General features: G+C 42.9%; 16 protein-coding genes. 11 read left to right on the top strand and 5 right to left on the bottom strand.

Annotated features, from left to right (window positions below):
* Positions 1-34: 34 nt before the first annotated feature.
* The 3 genes from KP22_RS14115 to KP22_RS14105 form a co-directional block, all read right to left on the bottom strand.
* Positions 35-484 (bottom strand): antirestriction protein, encoded by a 450-nt coding sequence (locus tag KP22_RS14115; protein WP_052012531.1) that lies wholly within the window; start codon positions 482-484, stop codon positions 35-37.
* A 32-nt stretch (positions 485-516) separates the two neighbouring features.
* Complete coding sequence (locus tag KP22_RS14110) at positions 517-1,338, bottom strand: DUF932 domain-containing protein (RefSeq protein ID WP_039324860.1); 822 nt, start codon at positions 1,336-1,338, stop codon at positions 517-519.
* Between the two features lie 297 nt (positions 1,339-1,635).
* Positions 1,636-2,622 carry a hypothetical protein gene (locus KP22_RS14105; protein WP_039324858.1) on the bottom strand — a complete coding sequence of 329 codons (987 nt, stop codon included), beginning with the start codon at positions 2,620-2,622 and terminating at the stop codon, positions 1,636-1,638.
* A 640-nt stretch (positions 2,623-3,262) separates the two neighbouring features.
* Here KP22_RS14105 and KP22_RS14100 point away from each other — a divergent pair.
* From KP22_RS14100 to KP22_RS14090, 3 genes are all read left to right on the top strand, one after another.
* Complete coding sequence (locus KP22_RS14100; RefSeq protein ID WP_039324856.1) at positions 3,263-3,904, top strand: inovirus Gp2 family protein; 642 nt, start codon at positions 3,263-3,265, stop codon at positions 3,902-3,904.
* A gap of 106 nt (positions 3,905-4,010) precedes the next feature.
* Positions 4,011-4,226, top strand: a complete 216-nt coding sequence (locus KP22_RS14095) for a helix-turn-helix transcriptional regulator (protein ID WP_020303517.1) — start codon at positions 4,011-4,013, stop codon at positions 4,224-4,226.
* A gap of 241 nt (positions 4,227-4,467) precedes the next feature.
* A complete protein-coding gene (locus tag KP22_RS14090) occupies positions 4,468-4,968 on the top strand; it encodes a putative zinc ribbon protein (RefSeq protein ID WP_052012530.1) in 501 nt (166 codons plus the stop codon).
* Positions 4,969-5,110: 142 nt separating this feature from the next.
* On the opposite strand, the gene KP22_RS14085 is transcribed toward KP22_RS14090, so the two are convergent.
* Both KP22_RS14085 and KP22_RS14080 read right to left on the bottom strand, forming a co-directional pair.
* Positions 5,111-5,404 (bottom strand): hypothetical protein, encoded by a 294-nt coding sequence (locus tag KP22_RS14085; protein ID WP_039324854.1) that lies wholly within the window; start codon positions 5,402-5,404, stop codon positions 5,111-5,113.
* A 4-nt stretch (positions 5,405-5,408) separates the two neighbouring features.
* Positions 5,409-5,840, bottom strand: a complete 432-nt coding sequence (locus tag KP22_RS14080; RefSeq protein ID WP_039324853.1) for a helix-turn-helix domain-containing protein — start codon at positions 5,838-5,840, stop codon at positions 5,409-5,411.
* 286 nt (positions 5,841-6,126) lie between these two features.
* On the opposite strand from KP22_RS14080, the gene KP22_RS14075 reads away from it, so the two are divergent.
* The 8 genes from KP22_RS14075 to KP22_RS14035 all read left to right on the top strand — a co-directional run bounded on the left by KP22_RS14075 (position 6,127) and on the right by KP22_RS14035 (position 17,323).
* The gene (locus KP22_RS14075) at positions 6,127-6,714 is read left to right on the top strand and encodes a restriction endonuclease subunit S domain-containing protein (RefSeq protein WP_039324851.1); all 588 of its coding nucleotides are present in this window, start codon (positions 6,127-6,129) and stop codon (positions 6,712-6,714) included.
* A 41-nt stretch (positions 6,715-6,755) separates the two neighbouring features.
* A complete protein-coding gene (locus tag KP22_RS14070) occupies positions 6,756-8,366 on the top strand; it encodes a type I restriction-modification system subunit M (protein ID WP_039324848.1) in 1,611 nt (536 codons plus the stop codon).
* On the top strand, positions 8,363-9,571 hold the full coding sequence (locus KP22_RS21305) for a restriction endonuclease subunit S (protein ID WP_052012529.1): 1,209 nt from the start codon (positions 8,363-8,365) through the stop codon (positions 9,569-9,571). Before KP22_RS14070 ends, KP22_RS21305 begins: the two co-directional genes overlap by 4 nt.
* A 59-nt stretch (positions 9,572-9,630) precedes the next feature.
* Positions 9,631-12,546 carry a type I restriction endonuclease subunit R gene (locus KP22_RS14055; RefSeq protein ID WP_039324846.1) on the top strand — a complete coding sequence of 972 codons (2,916 nt, stop codon included), beginning with the start codon at positions 9,631-9,633 and terminating at the stop codon, positions 12,544-12,546.
* Positions 12,547-12,681: 135 nt separating this feature from the next.
* The gene (locus KP22_RS14050) at positions 12,682-13,245 is read left to right on the top strand and encodes a hypothetical protein (protein ID WP_000586145.1); all 564 of its coding nucleotides are present in this window, start codon (positions 12,682-12,684) and stop codon (positions 13,243-13,245) included.
* Complete coding sequence (locus tag KP22_RS14045) at positions 13,242-14,075, top strand: ATP F0F1 synthase synthase (RefSeq protein ID WP_227525644.1); 834 nt, start codon at positions 13,242-13,244, stop codon at positions 14,073-14,075. The genes KP22_RS14050 and KP22_RS14045 overlap by 4 nt, the downstream gene beginning before the upstream one ends.
* Before the next feature lie 167 nt (positions 14,076-14,242).
* Positions 14,243-15,883 (top strand): McrB family protein, encoded by a 1,641-nt coding sequence (locus KP22_RS14040; RefSeq protein ID WP_039324842.1) that lies wholly within the window; start codon positions 14,243-14,245, stop codon positions 15,881-15,883.
* 3 nt (positions 15,884-15,886) lie between these two features.
* Positions 15,887-17,323 (top strand): 5-methylcytosine restriction system specificity protein McrC, encoded by a 1,437-nt coding sequence (locus KP22_RS14035; RefSeq protein WP_039324841.1) that lies wholly within the window; start codon positions 15,887-15,889, stop codon positions 17,321-17,323.
* The last annotated feature ends 190 nt before the right edge of the window (positions 17,324-17,513 follow it).

The raw sequence follows: 17,513 nt of genomic DNA, 5'->3' as shown, positions 1-17,513 counted from the left end.
TAATGTTGTCGTGTCCTGCATAGCCTGAAAGCTCCTAATCAATGAGACGCATAATGGCCTGGCATTCCGGGTGATTCAGCGCATAGTCCCTCAGACGGTAATAGTGTTCCGTTATGGCATCGCACTCCGTACGGCAGGCGTGATGGTTGTAAGCCATCAGACAGGCTGCAATCCCGGCAGCTTCAGCACTCAATTCAGCCCCGTTACCATTCAGAATATTGAACAGCGACCAGGGACCCTCACTCTCTTCCGGAGCCATGAAAGCACCTCCGTTGCTGAGAGTGTAAAAAGCCCAGACGCCACCGCAGTAATCCGCACACAGCCGGTCCATACACGCAAAGATGCAGGGCTCAAGGGTTATCCATTGCGGGATGGAGCCAAAGTGCTGAGGCCAGAAACGAAGGCGTTCTTCATCCGGTACAACCGTGGTCGTGAGGATGAAAGGCTCTGTCACCTCAGGGGTCAGTGAAATGTGTTTATCCATTGATATATCTCCTGTAATCAAAATTACTGGCATCAGCGCTCAGACAGGGCCAGCATGTTTTCGGTCATCACCCACAGGGCCCGGTTGAGCTTTACGTCCCCGTCAATGCCGTTCACGGCACGGGTCCGGCTGCGTTTACCCTGTGCGGTTCGTCCTGACAGCCCTCCCTTCATCAGGTTCTCCTGCACACGCTGGTAGACGGTCCAGAGGTCATCATTGCGGTCTTCATAGCGGCGGGGGGTGAGCACCTGGGCGGGAGTCACTGGCTGGTAATCTTCACCAAAGCGATACGCCAGCGCGGCCTGCGCCAGTGCCTGCTGTGCGGGTGGCGGTAATATCAGGGACTGCATCGCATCGCGCTTCTCCTCCACCCGGTCAAAAATCCCCAGCACCTCGTAAGCCCCTTCAATGACTTTTTCCACCACATCCCCTTTATGCGGAACTCTCACCTCCCCGAACGACTGCCCACAGACGAGCCCGTTGGTACAGACACCACGAAACAGGCCCGGCAGCATCTGATAGCTGGATGAGCCGTCATGGCTGTTGAGGAGGATAATTTCGGGGACCTGGTGGCCGGTTAACTGTCCGGCACGGCGCAGACGCAGCATGTGCTTTGTGTGCTCCCGTCGGCTCTGGTCCCGAACGCGTGTCTGGCAGGCAAAGAAAGGCTCAAAACCTTCACGCTGTAAACTGTCGAGCAGAGTAATGGTAGGGATGTATGTGTAACGCTCACTGCGGGATTCATGCTTTTCTGCGCTGAACACACTGGGAACATGGCTCATCAGCTCTTCACGTGTTAAAGGACGGTCGCGGCGTATCTGGTTCACCCGACCAAAACGACTGGCTAATTTCATGGTCAATTCCCTTTCTCAAAGATACAAAAGAAAAAGCCATGCCCCTTACGGAACATGGCCTTTATTTCTGATTGATATAAAAAACAGGTATTGCTCTCAGAGACTGCGAAACCGATGTCGCAGCGAGTTAATTCGTGGGAACCCGCTTTTCTCAGTCAAACAAGATGCAATGAGAGATAATATTACCACTCACCTGCTCATCGTCATCCTGCCCGAAGATAAGCTTGCACCAGCCGGTCTCTGTTATACATACAGATTATGTATTCCTGAATTTTTATGCATGTTGCCTGCACCCCCTTATTTGATTTTACTTTTTAACTCAGGATTGAGATTCTGGATTTTAATATTTGCGGGCTCATGATAAATGCTGATTTTCAGTTCAGAATTAACATCGCTGTATGGCGCATAGCGGTGTAGAGAATATAATTCCTCAGCGCTGTCCTTCTCAGTATACATATGTGTCCCCTCAGGGTGTACAAAAGGAGAACGTGGCGATTCATCAGAGAAAGTCACATCATTCTTTTCATACTGCACACCAATAAAAAAACCGCCTTTATCAGATGACGAAGACTGATGAATAAAAAGAAGATGTGAATATTTATTCCTACACCACCCTTTTGTCGCTACACTTTTGAAAGTGTGGTATCTGACAGAACTAAAATCAAGATGGTTCATTGCATTACAATATTTTTCTTTCAGAGAAGCATGTTTATTAAAACTAAAAGGAATGCAACATATATCACTGGCTTTGTATTTAACACTGACCTCACTGGAATTGCTCTCCCGCCTTTCAACTTTATACTCAACATTTATTTTGTTAAAAAAGATCAACCACAAATCGGCAAATGTAATCCTTGCGCTGTCGAACACCCCCTCCCATTCATGGGGCTTCATTCCGTTTATTTTATCTTCTATTAATTTTCTTAGTTCTTTTTCAAAATTCAGGACATTCAACTTTTCATTATTTATATGATTAACAGTAATAGAGCACTTACCGGATAAATCCCCAAAGACTTTATAAAGACGTACGTTATGTTTTATATAAGGAGTACGCAAAGCAACACTGAACTCACCATCGTCTTTCTGCTGCTGTTCCATGACAGTCTTACTGGCATCACAGAAAGCACCAATCACCGGATCACCGTTGCTCTCGAAAAGCCTGAATGAAACCAGTTTCTCGATGACTTTCGAGTGACTCATATGGTTTTTTTCCGCGATTTCAACAATCAAATCCCTCAGTTTTTTCGATGAGAAATTGACGATCATTCGGTTTTTACCGGCCATTAGTACCCTCCAGATTTTCTGTGCCGCCCTAACAAAGTGACGCACTTTTTACATTTCTATAATTATATATTTTAGTTAAAAAGTGAATCCCCACAAAGTGAATCACCTTCTTTAAAAACAAACAGTTAATAAAATAACGCAAAAAAACAGTTTCTCCAGCATTCGTTGATGGGAGGGGTTCTATCGGTGATGGCTCACAGGTTATCGTAAAAAAATACTGGATTACTCCATGGTGTTTCTTCCCACCAGTCCAGGTCTTCTTCATTAATCGACGGTTTGAGCGGCAGGTCTTAAGCCCAGAGATTTCCTGCTGCTAACTCCGGAGTGATTTTCAGGTGTTTGTATGCTCTTTCTGATGGTTTTCTTCTTCTATTGCAAATCCCCTGCTCCAGCCCTTCCAGGCTCCGTATTGTTAATAATGACCATACAGTAGTAATAACCTGACAATAGTAATGACCAGACAGTATTCACAGACAAACAGTAGTAATGCACCAGTAGTCACCTCCAGGGGGAGAGCAGACATACAACGGTGAGCAGAAGCACTTGAGCTATGACCCTGAGCAGGAGGGATAAGCATCATTCCGTAAATCAATACCAGAGATCCGATGAACTGAATTCAATCAGCTAAGGACTCAACGCAATGAGCAAGAAGACATCAGGTAAAAATGTCTCTAATCAGTACTACGCCCGGCGTATAACAGAAACCATTGATAAAGCCCTGGAATACTATCCCCGGTTGTTGGCGGTCAGGTTTGACCTTCGCTTTCCTGACGAAGAAGAACGTCTGGACTGCCCTACACGCTACTACGACTATCCTGACGTTATATCCCGCTTCATTGACTCAGTGAAATCCCAGATAGCCGAAGACATTAAGCGCAAGAGAAAAGCCGGTAAAAGATCGTTAACCTGCAAGATGAGATATTTCTGGGTAAGGGAGATTAATCAGGAGGAGACAAAGCACCACTATCACGTGGTTCTGTTGCTTAATAAAGACGCTTATCCGTGGCCGGGTAAAAGACATACCGAAACGTCATTCGACCGCTACAGTGTGTTTCAGAAGGTCATTAATGCCTGGATACGAGCTATTAAACGTACAGACTCTGATAAAGACTTTCATGGACTGATTCACCTTCCTGTTTCTGGTTTTTATCAGTTAAACCGCAATAACCCTGACTTCAAAGCCGATTATGAAGAACTAACCGAAAGAGCCATGTATCTGGCAAAAGAACGTAGCAAAGATAAATCAGACGGTTATCGTAACTTTGGTTGCTCTCAGAACTAATCCGTAAATCATTACTGGCAGGTGGATGTTGAGAAGGAGAATGCGTCAAAAGCTAAATATCATCAGCGCTTCTCCATATCTCATTATCTCTATGGAGACAGCCATCATGACCACTCAAAATAACAACACCAGCCTGCTCAACGACAAAATGGTCGATATGGCATTCATCACCCGCTTTACGGGTTTAACCGACAAATGGTTCTACAAGCTGATTAAAGATGGTGAATTTCCGAAGCCTATCAAACTGGGCCGCAGTTCCCGCTGGATGCAAAGCGAAGTCGAAGCCTGGGTTCAGCAGCGTATCAGTCAGTCACGGAAGTGATTAAATCCCAGTAATAACAATCCATTAATCTTATCGCACCAATTGGGCAGTCTGTAAAGCCCTGTAAGACCCTCACACCATAAACCCAGTAAATTCATCGTGTTAACCATAATCCCTTCTCAAAACGCCTTACAGTGCGTTTAAACAACATCGACGGGAAAGATGGCATATCGAATAACACGAATAGCTATTTCAAATACCTCATAAAACACAATCATCCAGCATCTGAGAGTGAATAATTATGCATAAGTCCACGTTACAGAATCTGAAGTTATACCTGGCTCTCGACAGTGACGGTCATTACGTGATTTCGAAAGAGATGAAAAACGCTTCCGATGCTCAGTGGTTCTGTCCCTCCTGCTCTTGCCCTGTGAAACTCCACAACGATACCTCGGGAGATGATGCCTGGTTTGTACACAACCCCGACGAGGCAACTAAACCGCTATTGGCGAATTGTGGTTATCTCAACACTGAAATCAAAAGGCGTGTCTTCATCATGCGGTTACGCACGATGATTGACGAACTGGAGACGTTGACAGCAACGCGGTGCTGGTTCTGCGTATGGTGCAAGGCGCATTATGAAGGGGAGAAACACTGTAAAGCCTGCAACACGGGGATATACAGCATCAGCCATGGCGACTGGTGCTGGAATTATAACCAGAAGGAAAATACGTCAGAAATCAGCGACCATACAGTCACCAACATAAGTCATCATCACCAGACAGCCTGTATCCCATTCTGACAGCGTAACCGTATCCCCCCTTACGTTTGCCTGCCCTGAGCGTAAAAATCGCTGACAGCGTATTTCACTGACGACAGGAATTAACTTACTTCATTGTTTTAATTGATTATCTATCAAAAAAGAGGGGAAGGAGTATCCGTTATCAAAACTGTGTGGAACTGAATGTCCAGCAAGCTTCATCCTGTACCATTGGGTCGAAGCGCTGCATAAGGTCGAAACACTGGCAAAAAGGGCACCAGGTAACGTGGTTGAATGGCTCGCCGGGATAATGCTGCCGAAAGGCTTCACGAAAAGACTCATTCAGCAGCCCCGTATTGACGATGCTGGCCCGGCAGAATAATTGTTCCAGAACAGCCTCGGCAGTCTGGCCCTGCTGCCTGGCAAGCTCCCGGAGCACATTGTTGACCATGACGGTGTGTTCTTTCTTGTGGCTCATACCGTTATCCCTTCCTTTTGCCAGTCATAACCTCAGAGTTGAACACAGCGTTCAGGCCGCCTTGCTGAAAAGCCTTAATAACACTGTATTTATCGTCCGTATCCAGAGCGTCAAAAATCAGGGTCCACCACTTTTTGATTTCTTCTTCTGAAAAGCGTTTCTGCTTAGCGTTGTCAGTAAAGGGGTCTCCCTCACCGGTAATGAGCCAGGTCAGAGAACGCCCCGTGCAGGCAGCAATCATAGCCACACTGTCGATACCCGGCACGGTATCGGTTTTAAGGTATTTCCTCATGGAGGCTTCGGAAACCCCACAATCCCTGGCAAACGAGGCGACAGACTGTTTCCCGATAACAGTTTTGAGGCGCTCACCAAAGTGCTCAGGTCCTTTTGGCAGAGGAGGTTCTCCCCAGGTCATCTTATTCTGATAGCTCTCCATACGAATTTACAACCTCATTGCATTCTAACCATTTCAGATGGATTATTATCATTAAAGCGTAATAAAGTAATCAAAAACCGCATTAATCAATCGAAACTAGCAAATATCCTGAATTTAGTACGTGAAATTTTCAATAAACTCACTCAATAAGTAACATGCAACTCTCCAGCATGACTCCTCCGACCTGGCCTGAAAACAAGATTAATACGTAATAAATTTAAATTCAGTTGACTTTACCGTGTGCTTCGATAAACTCATCATACGCATTGTAATTTAAGTTTATTCAATGAAAAATGAGCCAGTACCCTATTCCACCGTTGCTTCATTTACGCCCGGTGCCCATGTCAGTCGCATCAGACAGAATGATGAGGCTAAAGCATGTCGTTTTTACGCGACCGAGCAGTTTATGAGTGACTGCTGGCAACCGGGTAATACCATGAGCGGTGATAAAGAACAGGTTGTACGCCCCACTCAGGCTGTTCTGTCAGTCCGGACGGGAGATGTGGTCATTAGCCTGATCCATGGTAAGGCCGCTATCGTCAGCCCTGAGCATGCCGGGCGTCTGCTCAGTAATAACTATGTCAGGGTCGAAGTTGACAGCCGGAAGGTTGTTCCCGCGTGGTTTGTCTGGCACTTCAATGAAAGCAGGGAAAGCCGCCGCCAGCAGGCACTGGCAACGCAGGGGTCAACGTTTGTATTGCGTTTGTCTCTTACTGAAGTACGTCAGTTTACTGCAACGCTGCCTCCTCTTAATAAGCAGAAGGCAATCGGTGGGCTCTATCTGGCAACCATTGAAAAACGCCATTACCAGGAGCGCCTGGCCGCTCTTAACGAACAACAGATCCTGAGCCAGCTCAGTGATATGATTCAGTAATTATCCCTTAACCGGGACTTACAAGAACAACAGGAAGAAGTATGTCGCCCCAGATTGAAGCCCAGAATTTAAGTGAACTGCAAAGCCGCCTTTGGAATATTGCAGATACGCTACGTGGCAAGATGAATGCCGATGAATTTCGTGACTATTGCCTTGGTTTCATCTTTTACAAGTATCTTTCCGAGAAGTTTGTCACCTATGCCAACAAAATCCTGAAGGAAGACGGGATTAAGTATAACGAACTGACCGCTGAACACCCCGCTTATCAGGATATCATTGATGCGGTAAAAGACGACAGCATTCAGACGCTGGGTTACTTTCTGCCCCCAACTGACCTGTTTCACACCATGGCTCAGCGCGTAGCGAAGGATCAGAAAGGTGCCGGAGAAGGTTTTATCCTCGAAGACCTGGCTACCACTCTGCGCAATATTGAGCAGAGCACCCTGGGCACTGACTCCGCTGATGACTTTAGCAACCTGTTTGAAGACCTGGATTTAGGCTCCAGCAAACTGGGTAATACTGCCAAAGCTAAAAATGAGTTGATTGGGAAGGTTATCACCGAACTCGACAAACTGAGTTTTAACCTCAGTGAAGCCAGTTCTGACATTTTAGGCGATGCCTACGAGTATCTGATTGGTCAGTTCGCATCCGGTGCAGGCAAGAAAGCGGGTGAGTTCTATACACCGCAGCCGGTTTCTACGTTGCTGGCAAAAATTGTTACCACACATAAGCTCAAACTTAAAAACGTCTATGACCCGACCTGTGGCTCTGGCTCTCTGTTGCTGCGTGTAAAACGTGAAGCCTCTTCCGTAGGTAAAATCTACGGTCAGGAAATGAACCGAACCACCTACAACCTTGCACGTATGAACATGATTCTGCATGGCGTTCACTATGCTGACTTTGAAATCATGCAGGAAGATACGCTTGAACATCCGCAGCATACGCATCTGAAATTTGATGCGATTGTCGCAAACCCACCGTTCTCGGCCAAATGGAGCGCCAGCCCGCTGTTTATGAACGATGACCGTTTTGCGCAATACGGTAAGCTCGCGCCGTCCAGTAAAGCGGATATGGCGTTTGTGCAGCATATGTTCTATCACCTTGAAGATGACGGTACTATGGCGGTGGTTTTGCCTCATGGGGTCTTATTCCGTGGTGCGGCAGAAGGACACATTCGCAAGTTCATGATTGAACAGTTAAACTGTATTGACGCCGTTATCGGGCTACCCGCGAATATCTTCTATGGCACCAGTATCCCAACCTGTGTGCTGGTGCTGCGTAAGTGCCGTAAACACAACGACGGTATTTTGTTTATTGACGCAAGCAACGACTTTGAGAAGGTGAAAACTCAGAATCGCCTGCTGCCGGAACATATCGACAAGATTGCAGATACTTACAACGACTGGAAAGCTCAAGAGAAATATAGCCATATTGCTACTCTTGAAGAAATCCGGGATAACGATTACAACCTTAATATCCCTCGCTATGTTGATACCTTCGAAGCGGAAGAAGAAATTGATCTCAACGCCGTGGCGCTAGAAATTCGGGAGCTTGAAGTAAAGGTCGAAGAGATAGATAAAGCCATTGCTGGATTCTGTAAAGAATTGGGGATTGATGTACCGTTTAGGTCAGTGGAGGGGAATAATTTATGAATATGCCTACACTAAGGTTTCCCCTGCAAGATAATAAATGGCGTGAGGAGCCAGTTATATCTTTAGCTGATTATGTTGACTATAGGGGAAAAACGCCAAAAAAAACCGAAAGTGGGGTATTTCTTGTTACAGCAAAAAACATTAAGCAGGGATACATTGATTACGAGAGCTCCCAAGAGTTTATTGATCCTGGCGAATATGATGAAGTAATGAGAAGAGGTAAGCCCAAAATTGATGATGTTTTAATCACAACTGAGGCTCCTTTGGGCAACATTGCCTCTGTCGATCGTGAAGATATTGCTCTTGCTCAGCGAGTAATAAAATATCGGGGAAAAGATAAAATATTGAATAGCTGTTTCCTGAAACAGCTCTTTTTAGCGCCTAGGTTTCAGGATGAAATTGCCAGTAAAGCTACCGGTGGAACTGTCCAAGGAATAAAAGGAAGTGTACTACATCAGATAAAGATATATATTCCTGATTTAGATGAACAAACCATGATCGCCGATTTTCTGTCCTCTGTTGACGAAAAAATCACGCTACTGAACAAACAGTACGACCTGCTGTGCCAGTACAAAAAAGGTATGATGCAGAAAGTTTTTAGTCAGGAACTGCGGTTTAAGGATGATAATGGTGGGAATTTTCCTGAGTGGGAAACGTGCAAACTTAAAAAATTTCTGATCCCTACACTTCGTGAAGTCAAAAAACCGATCGAGAACTTTTTATCTATTGGTATACGTAGTCATTTCAAAGGTACTTTTCATAAAGACAATCAAGACCCAAATAAAGTATCTGTAGACAAGTTATTTTTAGTACATGAAGGTGACTTCATTCTCAATATCACATTTGCGTGGGAGGGTGCTCTTGCAATTGCAAAAAAAGAAGATGATTTAGGTTATGTATCTCATAGATTCCCTACATATACATTTAATAAAGAATTTATTATCTCTGAATTTTTCAGGTATATATATACATTACCAAAATTTCTCACTTATTTAGATCTTTGCTCACCTGGAGGTGCAGGGAGAAACCGAGTTTTGAAAAAAAGTGAGTTTCTTGAAATTGAAATAGATAGACCTTGTTTGGCGGAACAAACCAAAATCGCCAACCTCCTCTCTGCCCTTGACGATAAAATCGCCATAAAAAAAGCAGAACTGGACCGGTTAAAAACCTGGAAGCAGGGCCTGCTCCAGCAGATGTTCGTATAGAAATTATCCGGCCCGGCCTAACTCCGGGTCAGCACAATAACTAAAGGCACAACATACCGATGGCAACGCAAAGCGAATACGAGTTAGAAACGCAGCTGGTTAACCAACTGGTGGGGATGCACTACGAACTGGTGAATGTTACCGACGAAGCCAGTATGAAAGCCAACCTGCGCAAGCAGATTGAAATTCATAATCGGCTGGAGGCCGCCCCACTTACCAACAGCGAATTTAATCGTGTTTTTCTGCATCTGACCAAAGGTAATGAAGTGTTCGATCGCGCCAGAACTCTGCGCGATCGCTACCAGTTGCTGCGTGATGATGGTACTGAGAAATGGCTCAGCTTTATCAACAAAGATGAGTGGTGCCAGAATGAGTTTCAGGTCACTCGTCAGGTTAAGCAGTTTAATGCCGAGCAAAACACTCGAAAAACGCGCTTTGACGTTACGCTGTTGATTAATGGCCTGCCGCTGGTACAGATTGAGCTTAAGCGACGTGGGCTGGGCCTGAAAGAAGCCTTTAACCAGATTGATCGTTACCATCGGGATGCATTCTGGGTAGGCAGTGGCCTGTTCCAGTATGTTCAGTTATTTATCATCAGTAACGGCGTTGATACCAAATATTACGCCAATAATCGCGCGAACCATTTCGAGCAGACCTTCTTCTGGACAGACGAGAAAAATGAACCCATTAAGTCGCTGGAGAAGTTTACCGAAGCCTTCCTGAAAGTTTGTCACATTGCAAAAATGATCACTCACTACACGGTGCTGAACGAAACCCGTAAGTGCCTGATGGTCATGCGACCCTATCAGTACTATGCCTGTGAGGCGATGATCCGCCATGTTAAGGATAGCCTTCATCTACAGGGCAGGCCCCGCAATGGCTATATCTGGCATACTACAGGTAGTGGGAAAACGTTGACCAGCTTTAAAGCCAGTCAGGTGATCATGTCCATGCCTGAAGTTGATCGGGTTATTTTCGTGGTCGATCGTCGCGATCTGGATTATCAGACAGCTAAAGAGTTTAACAGTTTCGCTAAAGACAGCGTAGATACGACTAACAATACCAGTACACTAATTAAGCAGCTAAAGGCTAACAACAGTAAACTGATACTGACCACCATTCAGAAACTGAACAATGCCATTACCTATGAAGGATATAAGGCACAGCTGGAACACCTGCGAAAAGAGCGGATTGTCTTTATCTTCGACGAATGCCACCGCAGCCAGTTCGGTGACACTCACAAGGCTATCGTAAGTTTCTTTGAAAATGCGCAACTGTTTGGTTTCACCGGTACACCTATCTTTGCCGACAACGTCAACATCACCAACGGCGTCAAACAGACCACTGAAATGCTGTTTGATAAATGCCTCCACAAGTATGTCATTGTCGATGCCATCCGTGATGAGAACGTATTGCGATTTGCCGTGGAGTATGTTGGAACCTATCGCCGTAAGGAAACCAGCAATGAGATCGATATCGATGTGGAAGATATCGACACCAAAGAGGTCATGGAAAGCGATATCCGGCTGGGCAAGATAACCGACTACATCCTGGCTCACCACAATGCAAAAACCCGAAGCCGAGAGTTTACTGCAATGTTCTGCGTGGGCTCGGTGGATATGCTGATTAAGTACTACAAACTCTTTAAAGATAAACAATCAGAGCTTCAGCAGGCCGATCCGGGTTACAAACCGTTGCGTATCGCAACAATCTTTACTTATGCAGCAAACGAAGCAGACAAAAGCGATAAGGAAGCGGTTAACGGCTTACTGGATGAAGAAGACATCAGCCTGCCTCAGGGCGGGAAAATCGATATCTCCAGTCGGGATCATCTGGACAGTTTCATCAAGGATTACAATACGCTGTATGGCACCAGCTATTCAGCTAATGATTCGCAAAGCTTTTACAATTATTACAAGAACATTGCACAGCGAACTAAAGAAAAAGGGGTTGATATCCTGCTGGTGGTCAATATGTTCCTGACGGGATTTGACAGCCCGGCCCTCAATACGCTTTATGTGGATAAAAACCTGCGTTACCACGGGCTGATACAGGCATTCTCCCGAACCAACCGTATTCTTAATGAGAAGAAAAGCCACGGTAACATCGTCTGCTTCCGCAACCTCAAGAAAGCCACTGATGATGCCATAGCGTTATTCTCGAACAAAGACGCATCATCAGTCGTGCTGGTTAAACCTTTTGAGGAGTACCTGAGCGACTATCAGGCTGCTGTAGATACCCTGTTGACCCTGACACCTACAGTGGAAAGCGTGGACAGCCTCCCGGATGAAAAAGCTCAGCTTGCTTTTGTGACGGCTTTCCGCGACATGATGCGACTGAAGAATATCCTGGAGAGCTTTGCTGATTTTGATGAAGTGAGTAAGCCGTTATCGGATCAGACCCTTGCCGATTACACCAGTAAATATCTCGATATTTACGACAAGGTGAAAAAACGCACTGGCAAAGATAAAGTCTCGATTCTGGATGAGGTCGATTTTGAAGTGTCATTGATTCATCGGGATGAAATTAATGTCGGCTATATCCTGAGGCTACTGGCTGGCATCCAGGCGATGCCACCTGAAGCGCAGCAGGAGCAGAAAAAGAAGGTCATGGATATTGTTGACAGTGACGTCACGCTGCGCAGCAAACGCGAACTGATCGATAACTTCATCGAAGAAAACCTGCTGCATGTTTCACATGATGAAGATATCACCCAGGCCTTTGAAACCTACGTTGAACGTGAAAAACGTAAAGCGGTTGCAACGCTATGTGCTGAAGAAAATCTTGATGAAAGCAAAGTTGCCGCATTGCTGGATAACTACCTGTTTACAGATGTGACCCCACGCGAGGACGAGGTAGCCAGGGCTCTAACGTGGACACCAAGGATCCTTGAAAGGAAGACGGTACTTAAACGTGTCTATGATAAGGTTTGTGGTGTGATTGATACTTTTATCAACGGAATGCGTGGGTTCTGAGGGTAGCGAAGCCCCAATTGGGGCTTCGCTATTGATATATTTACCCGGTTGAGCGAAATATTGTAGGTGGAAAGTAAATTATTAATTGATATACTATAAAATAATTGCAAGCAGTATTTGATACAGGAAAACATTATGATAATAAATTTCCTTTTTAGAGTTCTTTTAACATTTAACGCAACATCGTTGTTGGCTATAATTTTCTTTGTACAAAAGAAGTACACCCTTTATTACTTTTTCCAAAGGTTTGAACACAGTCATTGGTTGAGTTTATTACCACAAATGACATCATACGTATTTTACATGCTAATCCCCATATTACTAACTTGGATTAGTTTGCTTTTAAGCTCCAGACTGGGCAAGGATGAGTTTAAAGAAGGTGAAGTAGTTTCTGTGGAGCATGCGAACAACTCATTTCTTCCAAGCTATCTTGGTTATTTCTTTGTGGCTTTAAGTATAACTAGTTGGTCTGCCTTATTTTTTGTTTATGCCGTTTTATTTATTTTTACCTTTATGTCTCAAGCATTATACTTTAACCCTTTATTTCTACTGTTTAGATATGAGTTTTATAACATTAAAAACAAGAGCGGCGCATCCATTTTTTTAATTAGTCGTCATAAATACAAAACCCCCAAAGAAATCAAGATCCCCGTTGCATTTAGAATAAACAACTATACCTTTATCGAAAGGAAAAAATGATGAATAACATTTTTGCGAAAGTAAAAGGACCTCGTAAGAAACCTTTTTTTAAATTGGTATCAGACTACACTTTGTTTGACGCTTTAGACTTATCTACTCTTAGCCTCATTCCATATAACCCTGACCATAATCTTGATGAAGATTCATGGTTTAAAATTGAAAATTTTAGTCAGCAATCATTCTGCTTATCATGCATTAAGGATGAATTTGATTCTAAGGACTTCGACGATCTAACAAAACAATACTTCACGAAGATTTCATATATATTCTCTCATCAGAATGAAGACTTTTATTTTCAGAAAATAACCCCATCCCTGTTTATCAAGAGAAAAACAATTGCTTTTGGTGAATCAGCAGAAATAGAAGAAAATGAAGGACGATTGATTGTTAACCATATACCTGATGCAGTATACTTAAAGGAAAGAAATATATTGTTATTCAGAAATCTCGCCACAATTTCAAGTATTTTTAAAGGTATCGACATTCTGTACAAAGAAGCCACGGAAGAAGAAGTTAAGTCGTTTTTAAGTGAATCCTTCATTGTACTTTCAACTGACTATGATGTAGAAAAGGTATCAAAGCCAAACCGAAAGAGAATTGCATTAGCTATGGATACTCTTGCAGCGATGCCAGTGGAAGACAGAGGTGAGATGCTGAATTACATTAATGATTATTGTGCTGAAAAACTTAAATATGACACCACTGAGAGTAAATTCGAAGTATCATCAGAAGAAGAGTTGAAATATTTGCTGTACGGTATCGAACAAAGATTTTACACTACTAAATTTGGTAATGAAAAGAGATTAGCAAACTCAATACAAAGATTATAAAAGTGGTGTAATGGATACCATAATCAACAGAATCCGTGGATTCTGAAGCTGAAGAAAATCTGTATAATCTTCGCTGTTATCATTACATCTTAGGTTCTGGCGATCCAGGGAAATAGGTAACAGGGCCCAGTTGTCACTAAAACAAACTAGTAAATGCAAGTGATACAATGAAAAGCAGACTAAAAATTTTATACAAGCACTTGATTGAAAACCATAAGCATGAACTTAAAGGCTGGCATGATGCTTATCGTGAGTTTTATGAGCAGGTCGGACAAATTCGCGAACGCATAAAATCAGGAAAGGAATTATCTTCGAGTGATGAGATTTTCCTGAAGCAACTCCTTTTCGAAAGAAGTAATGGAATTGCTTCTCGTGGTCAGTCGGTTCTAAGCAACGAAAATTTTGACGGTTTTATTAAAAACAAGGACTTCATTGCTATATTACAACAATTCATCTTGAATCCCAACAGAGAGGAGCTGAAAAAGTTTGAATGCACATGGTCAGAACATGGGAAGTCTAATAATCCTGTTCTTATCAATCGCGTAGCGGCAGCCTGCACGCTTGAAGTTTCCACAACTGTTGATTCCGCTAAGTTCAATCAGGTATTTAGCTGGCTTACACACGAAGGGATAATTCCTGCATACCCAGCAGAAAATAATCAGGACTGGTTTTCAAAAAATGTATTCCTGATGAAAATTATAAAAAATGAGTTCAACGATGAACTTCGCAATAATGAAACTGATGAGTTTTATCTCAGCCAATTTGTCTGGGTTCTGTACGAGAATCTCTCTAATCCATTCAGTCTGAAAAAGCAGATCGTTAAGTACGGGCCTCCTGGAACGGGAAAGACATACCAGGCTCGTCAACAAACATCGCTTCTTTTTGATATCTGGAAAGAAGAGTTTGCGCCAAATAGCAGCCTCACACATTCAAGTCAGATTGAGTTGATTCAATTTCACCCTTCTTTTAGTTATGAAGACTTCATGGAAGGTTTGCGCCCAGTTCTGGATAACAATGGTAAAGCACAGCTGACGTTGATTAATGGTGTTTTTAAGGAATTTTGCCGGAATGCAGGAAAGTGGGAAATAGATATTGAACGCCTCGACCTTAACAGAGATTGGGAATCAATCACGATCGGTGAACTCCGTCCATATCAAAATAAATTATCAGGTGATCATTGGGAATACATCTTCGAAATATCTGACTTTTCGAAGCTGATAGCAGATGCAGTGCCTCCGTTCTTTTTTATAATAGATGAAGTTAACCGAGCCGAGTTATCACGTGTTTTTGGTGAGCTTATGTATTGCCTGGAGTATCGAGGAATTAAAGGAAGCGTCAAAACCCAATATGCTAATCTAAATAACCAACAAACAGGCATGCTTCATACCGCACAAGGTTACCAATTTTTTATTCCAACAAATATCTACCTGATAGGTACGATGAATACGATTGATCGTAGTATTGAGAGTTTTGACTTTGCACTCAGACGTAGATTTCGTTGGGAAGAAGTTACGCCAGATACGAGACTTTTAAGATACCATCTTAGCCAGTTCTGTAAAGCTTGGACTCCTCTGGCAGATAACCTCGAACGACTGAATACCCAGATTACGAAGGAGCCTTTACTGGGGGCTGATTACCAAATTGGACATGCCTATTTAATGAATCTGAAGTATGCCAGGAGCCTTACAGTTACAGAAGTGAGATCTCGTATCTGGGATGACTGTATCCGACCTTTACTTCAAGAATACCTTCGTGGCAGCAACGAATCAGAACTCATCGATTCTTTTGCAAAAGCATTTGGAATTTAAACCATGTGGCTATTCGATATTATAAAGGATGGTACACTGGTCGATAACAGGTCTTATTTTGTAAATAACGGAATATTTACTAATAAATCTCTGGGGGAATCAATTAGTCTTAAAACTAAAACAAAAGGCCAGTGGACTAACACTAAAAATGATGAGTCTACCATTTGGCATTTTTTAAATTCAGTTTCGCGTGATGTAGAAAATGAACTTAGTAACAATCTTGCAAATGCACTCATCCTCTTCAACGATCGAGAGTATGAACATAATACCGATGATGGTTTTATTACTATAAATGGTACTGATTCTAGAAACTTTACGTTAAACACAGGTAATCTTATTGGATTTGTAAAACGTGGCGAATATTCCCTGAAAGTTGGTTCTCGTTTTGGCGATGCCTTCCTTCGGTACATCATAGCCGATGCTGACGGTTTTCTGGAGATGGAAAATATTGGTGGCGAAAATAACACTGAAGGATATGAGTGGCTCCTGGCATATCTTTGGAACATCAAGTTGAAGAAGGCTTACCGACTGGGTATCCCTAAAACCTACATTACGAAAAAAGAACGAAATTCACGGATACGTGGGACAATCGATACAATTGACTACTTCAGAAATAATACCTCAGGAAAATATTTATGTACCTACCGCGAACACAGTTACGACAGTCCTGCAACTTCATTGTTCATCAAAGCCTATGAGACGATTGAACATCAATCATTCTGTAAGCATACGAGGAATATCTATAATGCTTTCATCACTGCTAATCAGGGGGTGAGAAGGTCTCGTCAGGAGATCTTGAGAACTCCATATTTTACTAGCCCATTTTATAACGACTATAACACACTGATAGATTTATCTAAGAAAATCATCAATCAGGAAGGTTCTGATTTTGGACACCAACAAGAATCAAGTGTTTTCTTTTTTGATATATCGATGCTTTTCGAATATTTCATCCGGAAACTCCTAAAACGAAGTGGGATAAGGATGCTAAGTAAATTCGAGCTAAATTATAAAATTCCGACCGGAGCTTTCGGAAGCTATGTGCGCAAAATTGAACCCGACCTAGTTTTTGAGAACGATGGTGGCATATACGTTTTTGATGTGAAGTATAAAACCTTTGATCCGCAGTTTGGGGCTAAACGTGAAGATATTTTTCAACTACATACTTACATAGGGCAGTATGGGAATGGAGGCCTTATAAAAGGATGCGGCTTTATTTATCCAATATCTGAAAACAGGTGGAATGCACTTAATATTGATAAAAAGCATGGGATGATTTCTGATGAGATTCATCAGCAGGGAAAAGATATTCCTTTTTATTTGATTTTCTTGAAAATCCCTAATAACTCTGACCCTGAATTTAACAAGAGAATGAGCGAAGAATGTCATATGTTCATTGAGAACATAAACACGAAGGTACTAAAAAATGAGAATAGATAAAAATTCAGAATTAGCTGTAAACAAAACTAAAGGAAAAGCTATAGTCCTTAGAGTAAGTAATTACTTGTAATTACCTAAGATAATATTATTTTTTTAGCTACGCTTGAGAATATTCCTAATCAATTCAAAAAAATAACTAGAGATTGGATACTCGCCATTACTGGCGAGTACTTTTATTTACAATCATTCA

Origin of the sequence: Pectobacterium betavasculorum, assembly GCF_000749845.1 — a bacterium.
In the GTDB taxonomy this organism is placed as follows: domain Bacteria; phylum Pseudomonadota; class Gammaproteobacteria; order Enterobacterales; family Enterobacteriaceae; genus Pectobacterium; species Pectobacterium betavasculorum.
The sequence above is the reverse complement of the archived record's forward strand: the minus strand, read 5'-3'. Positions and strand labels throughout refer to the sequence as shown.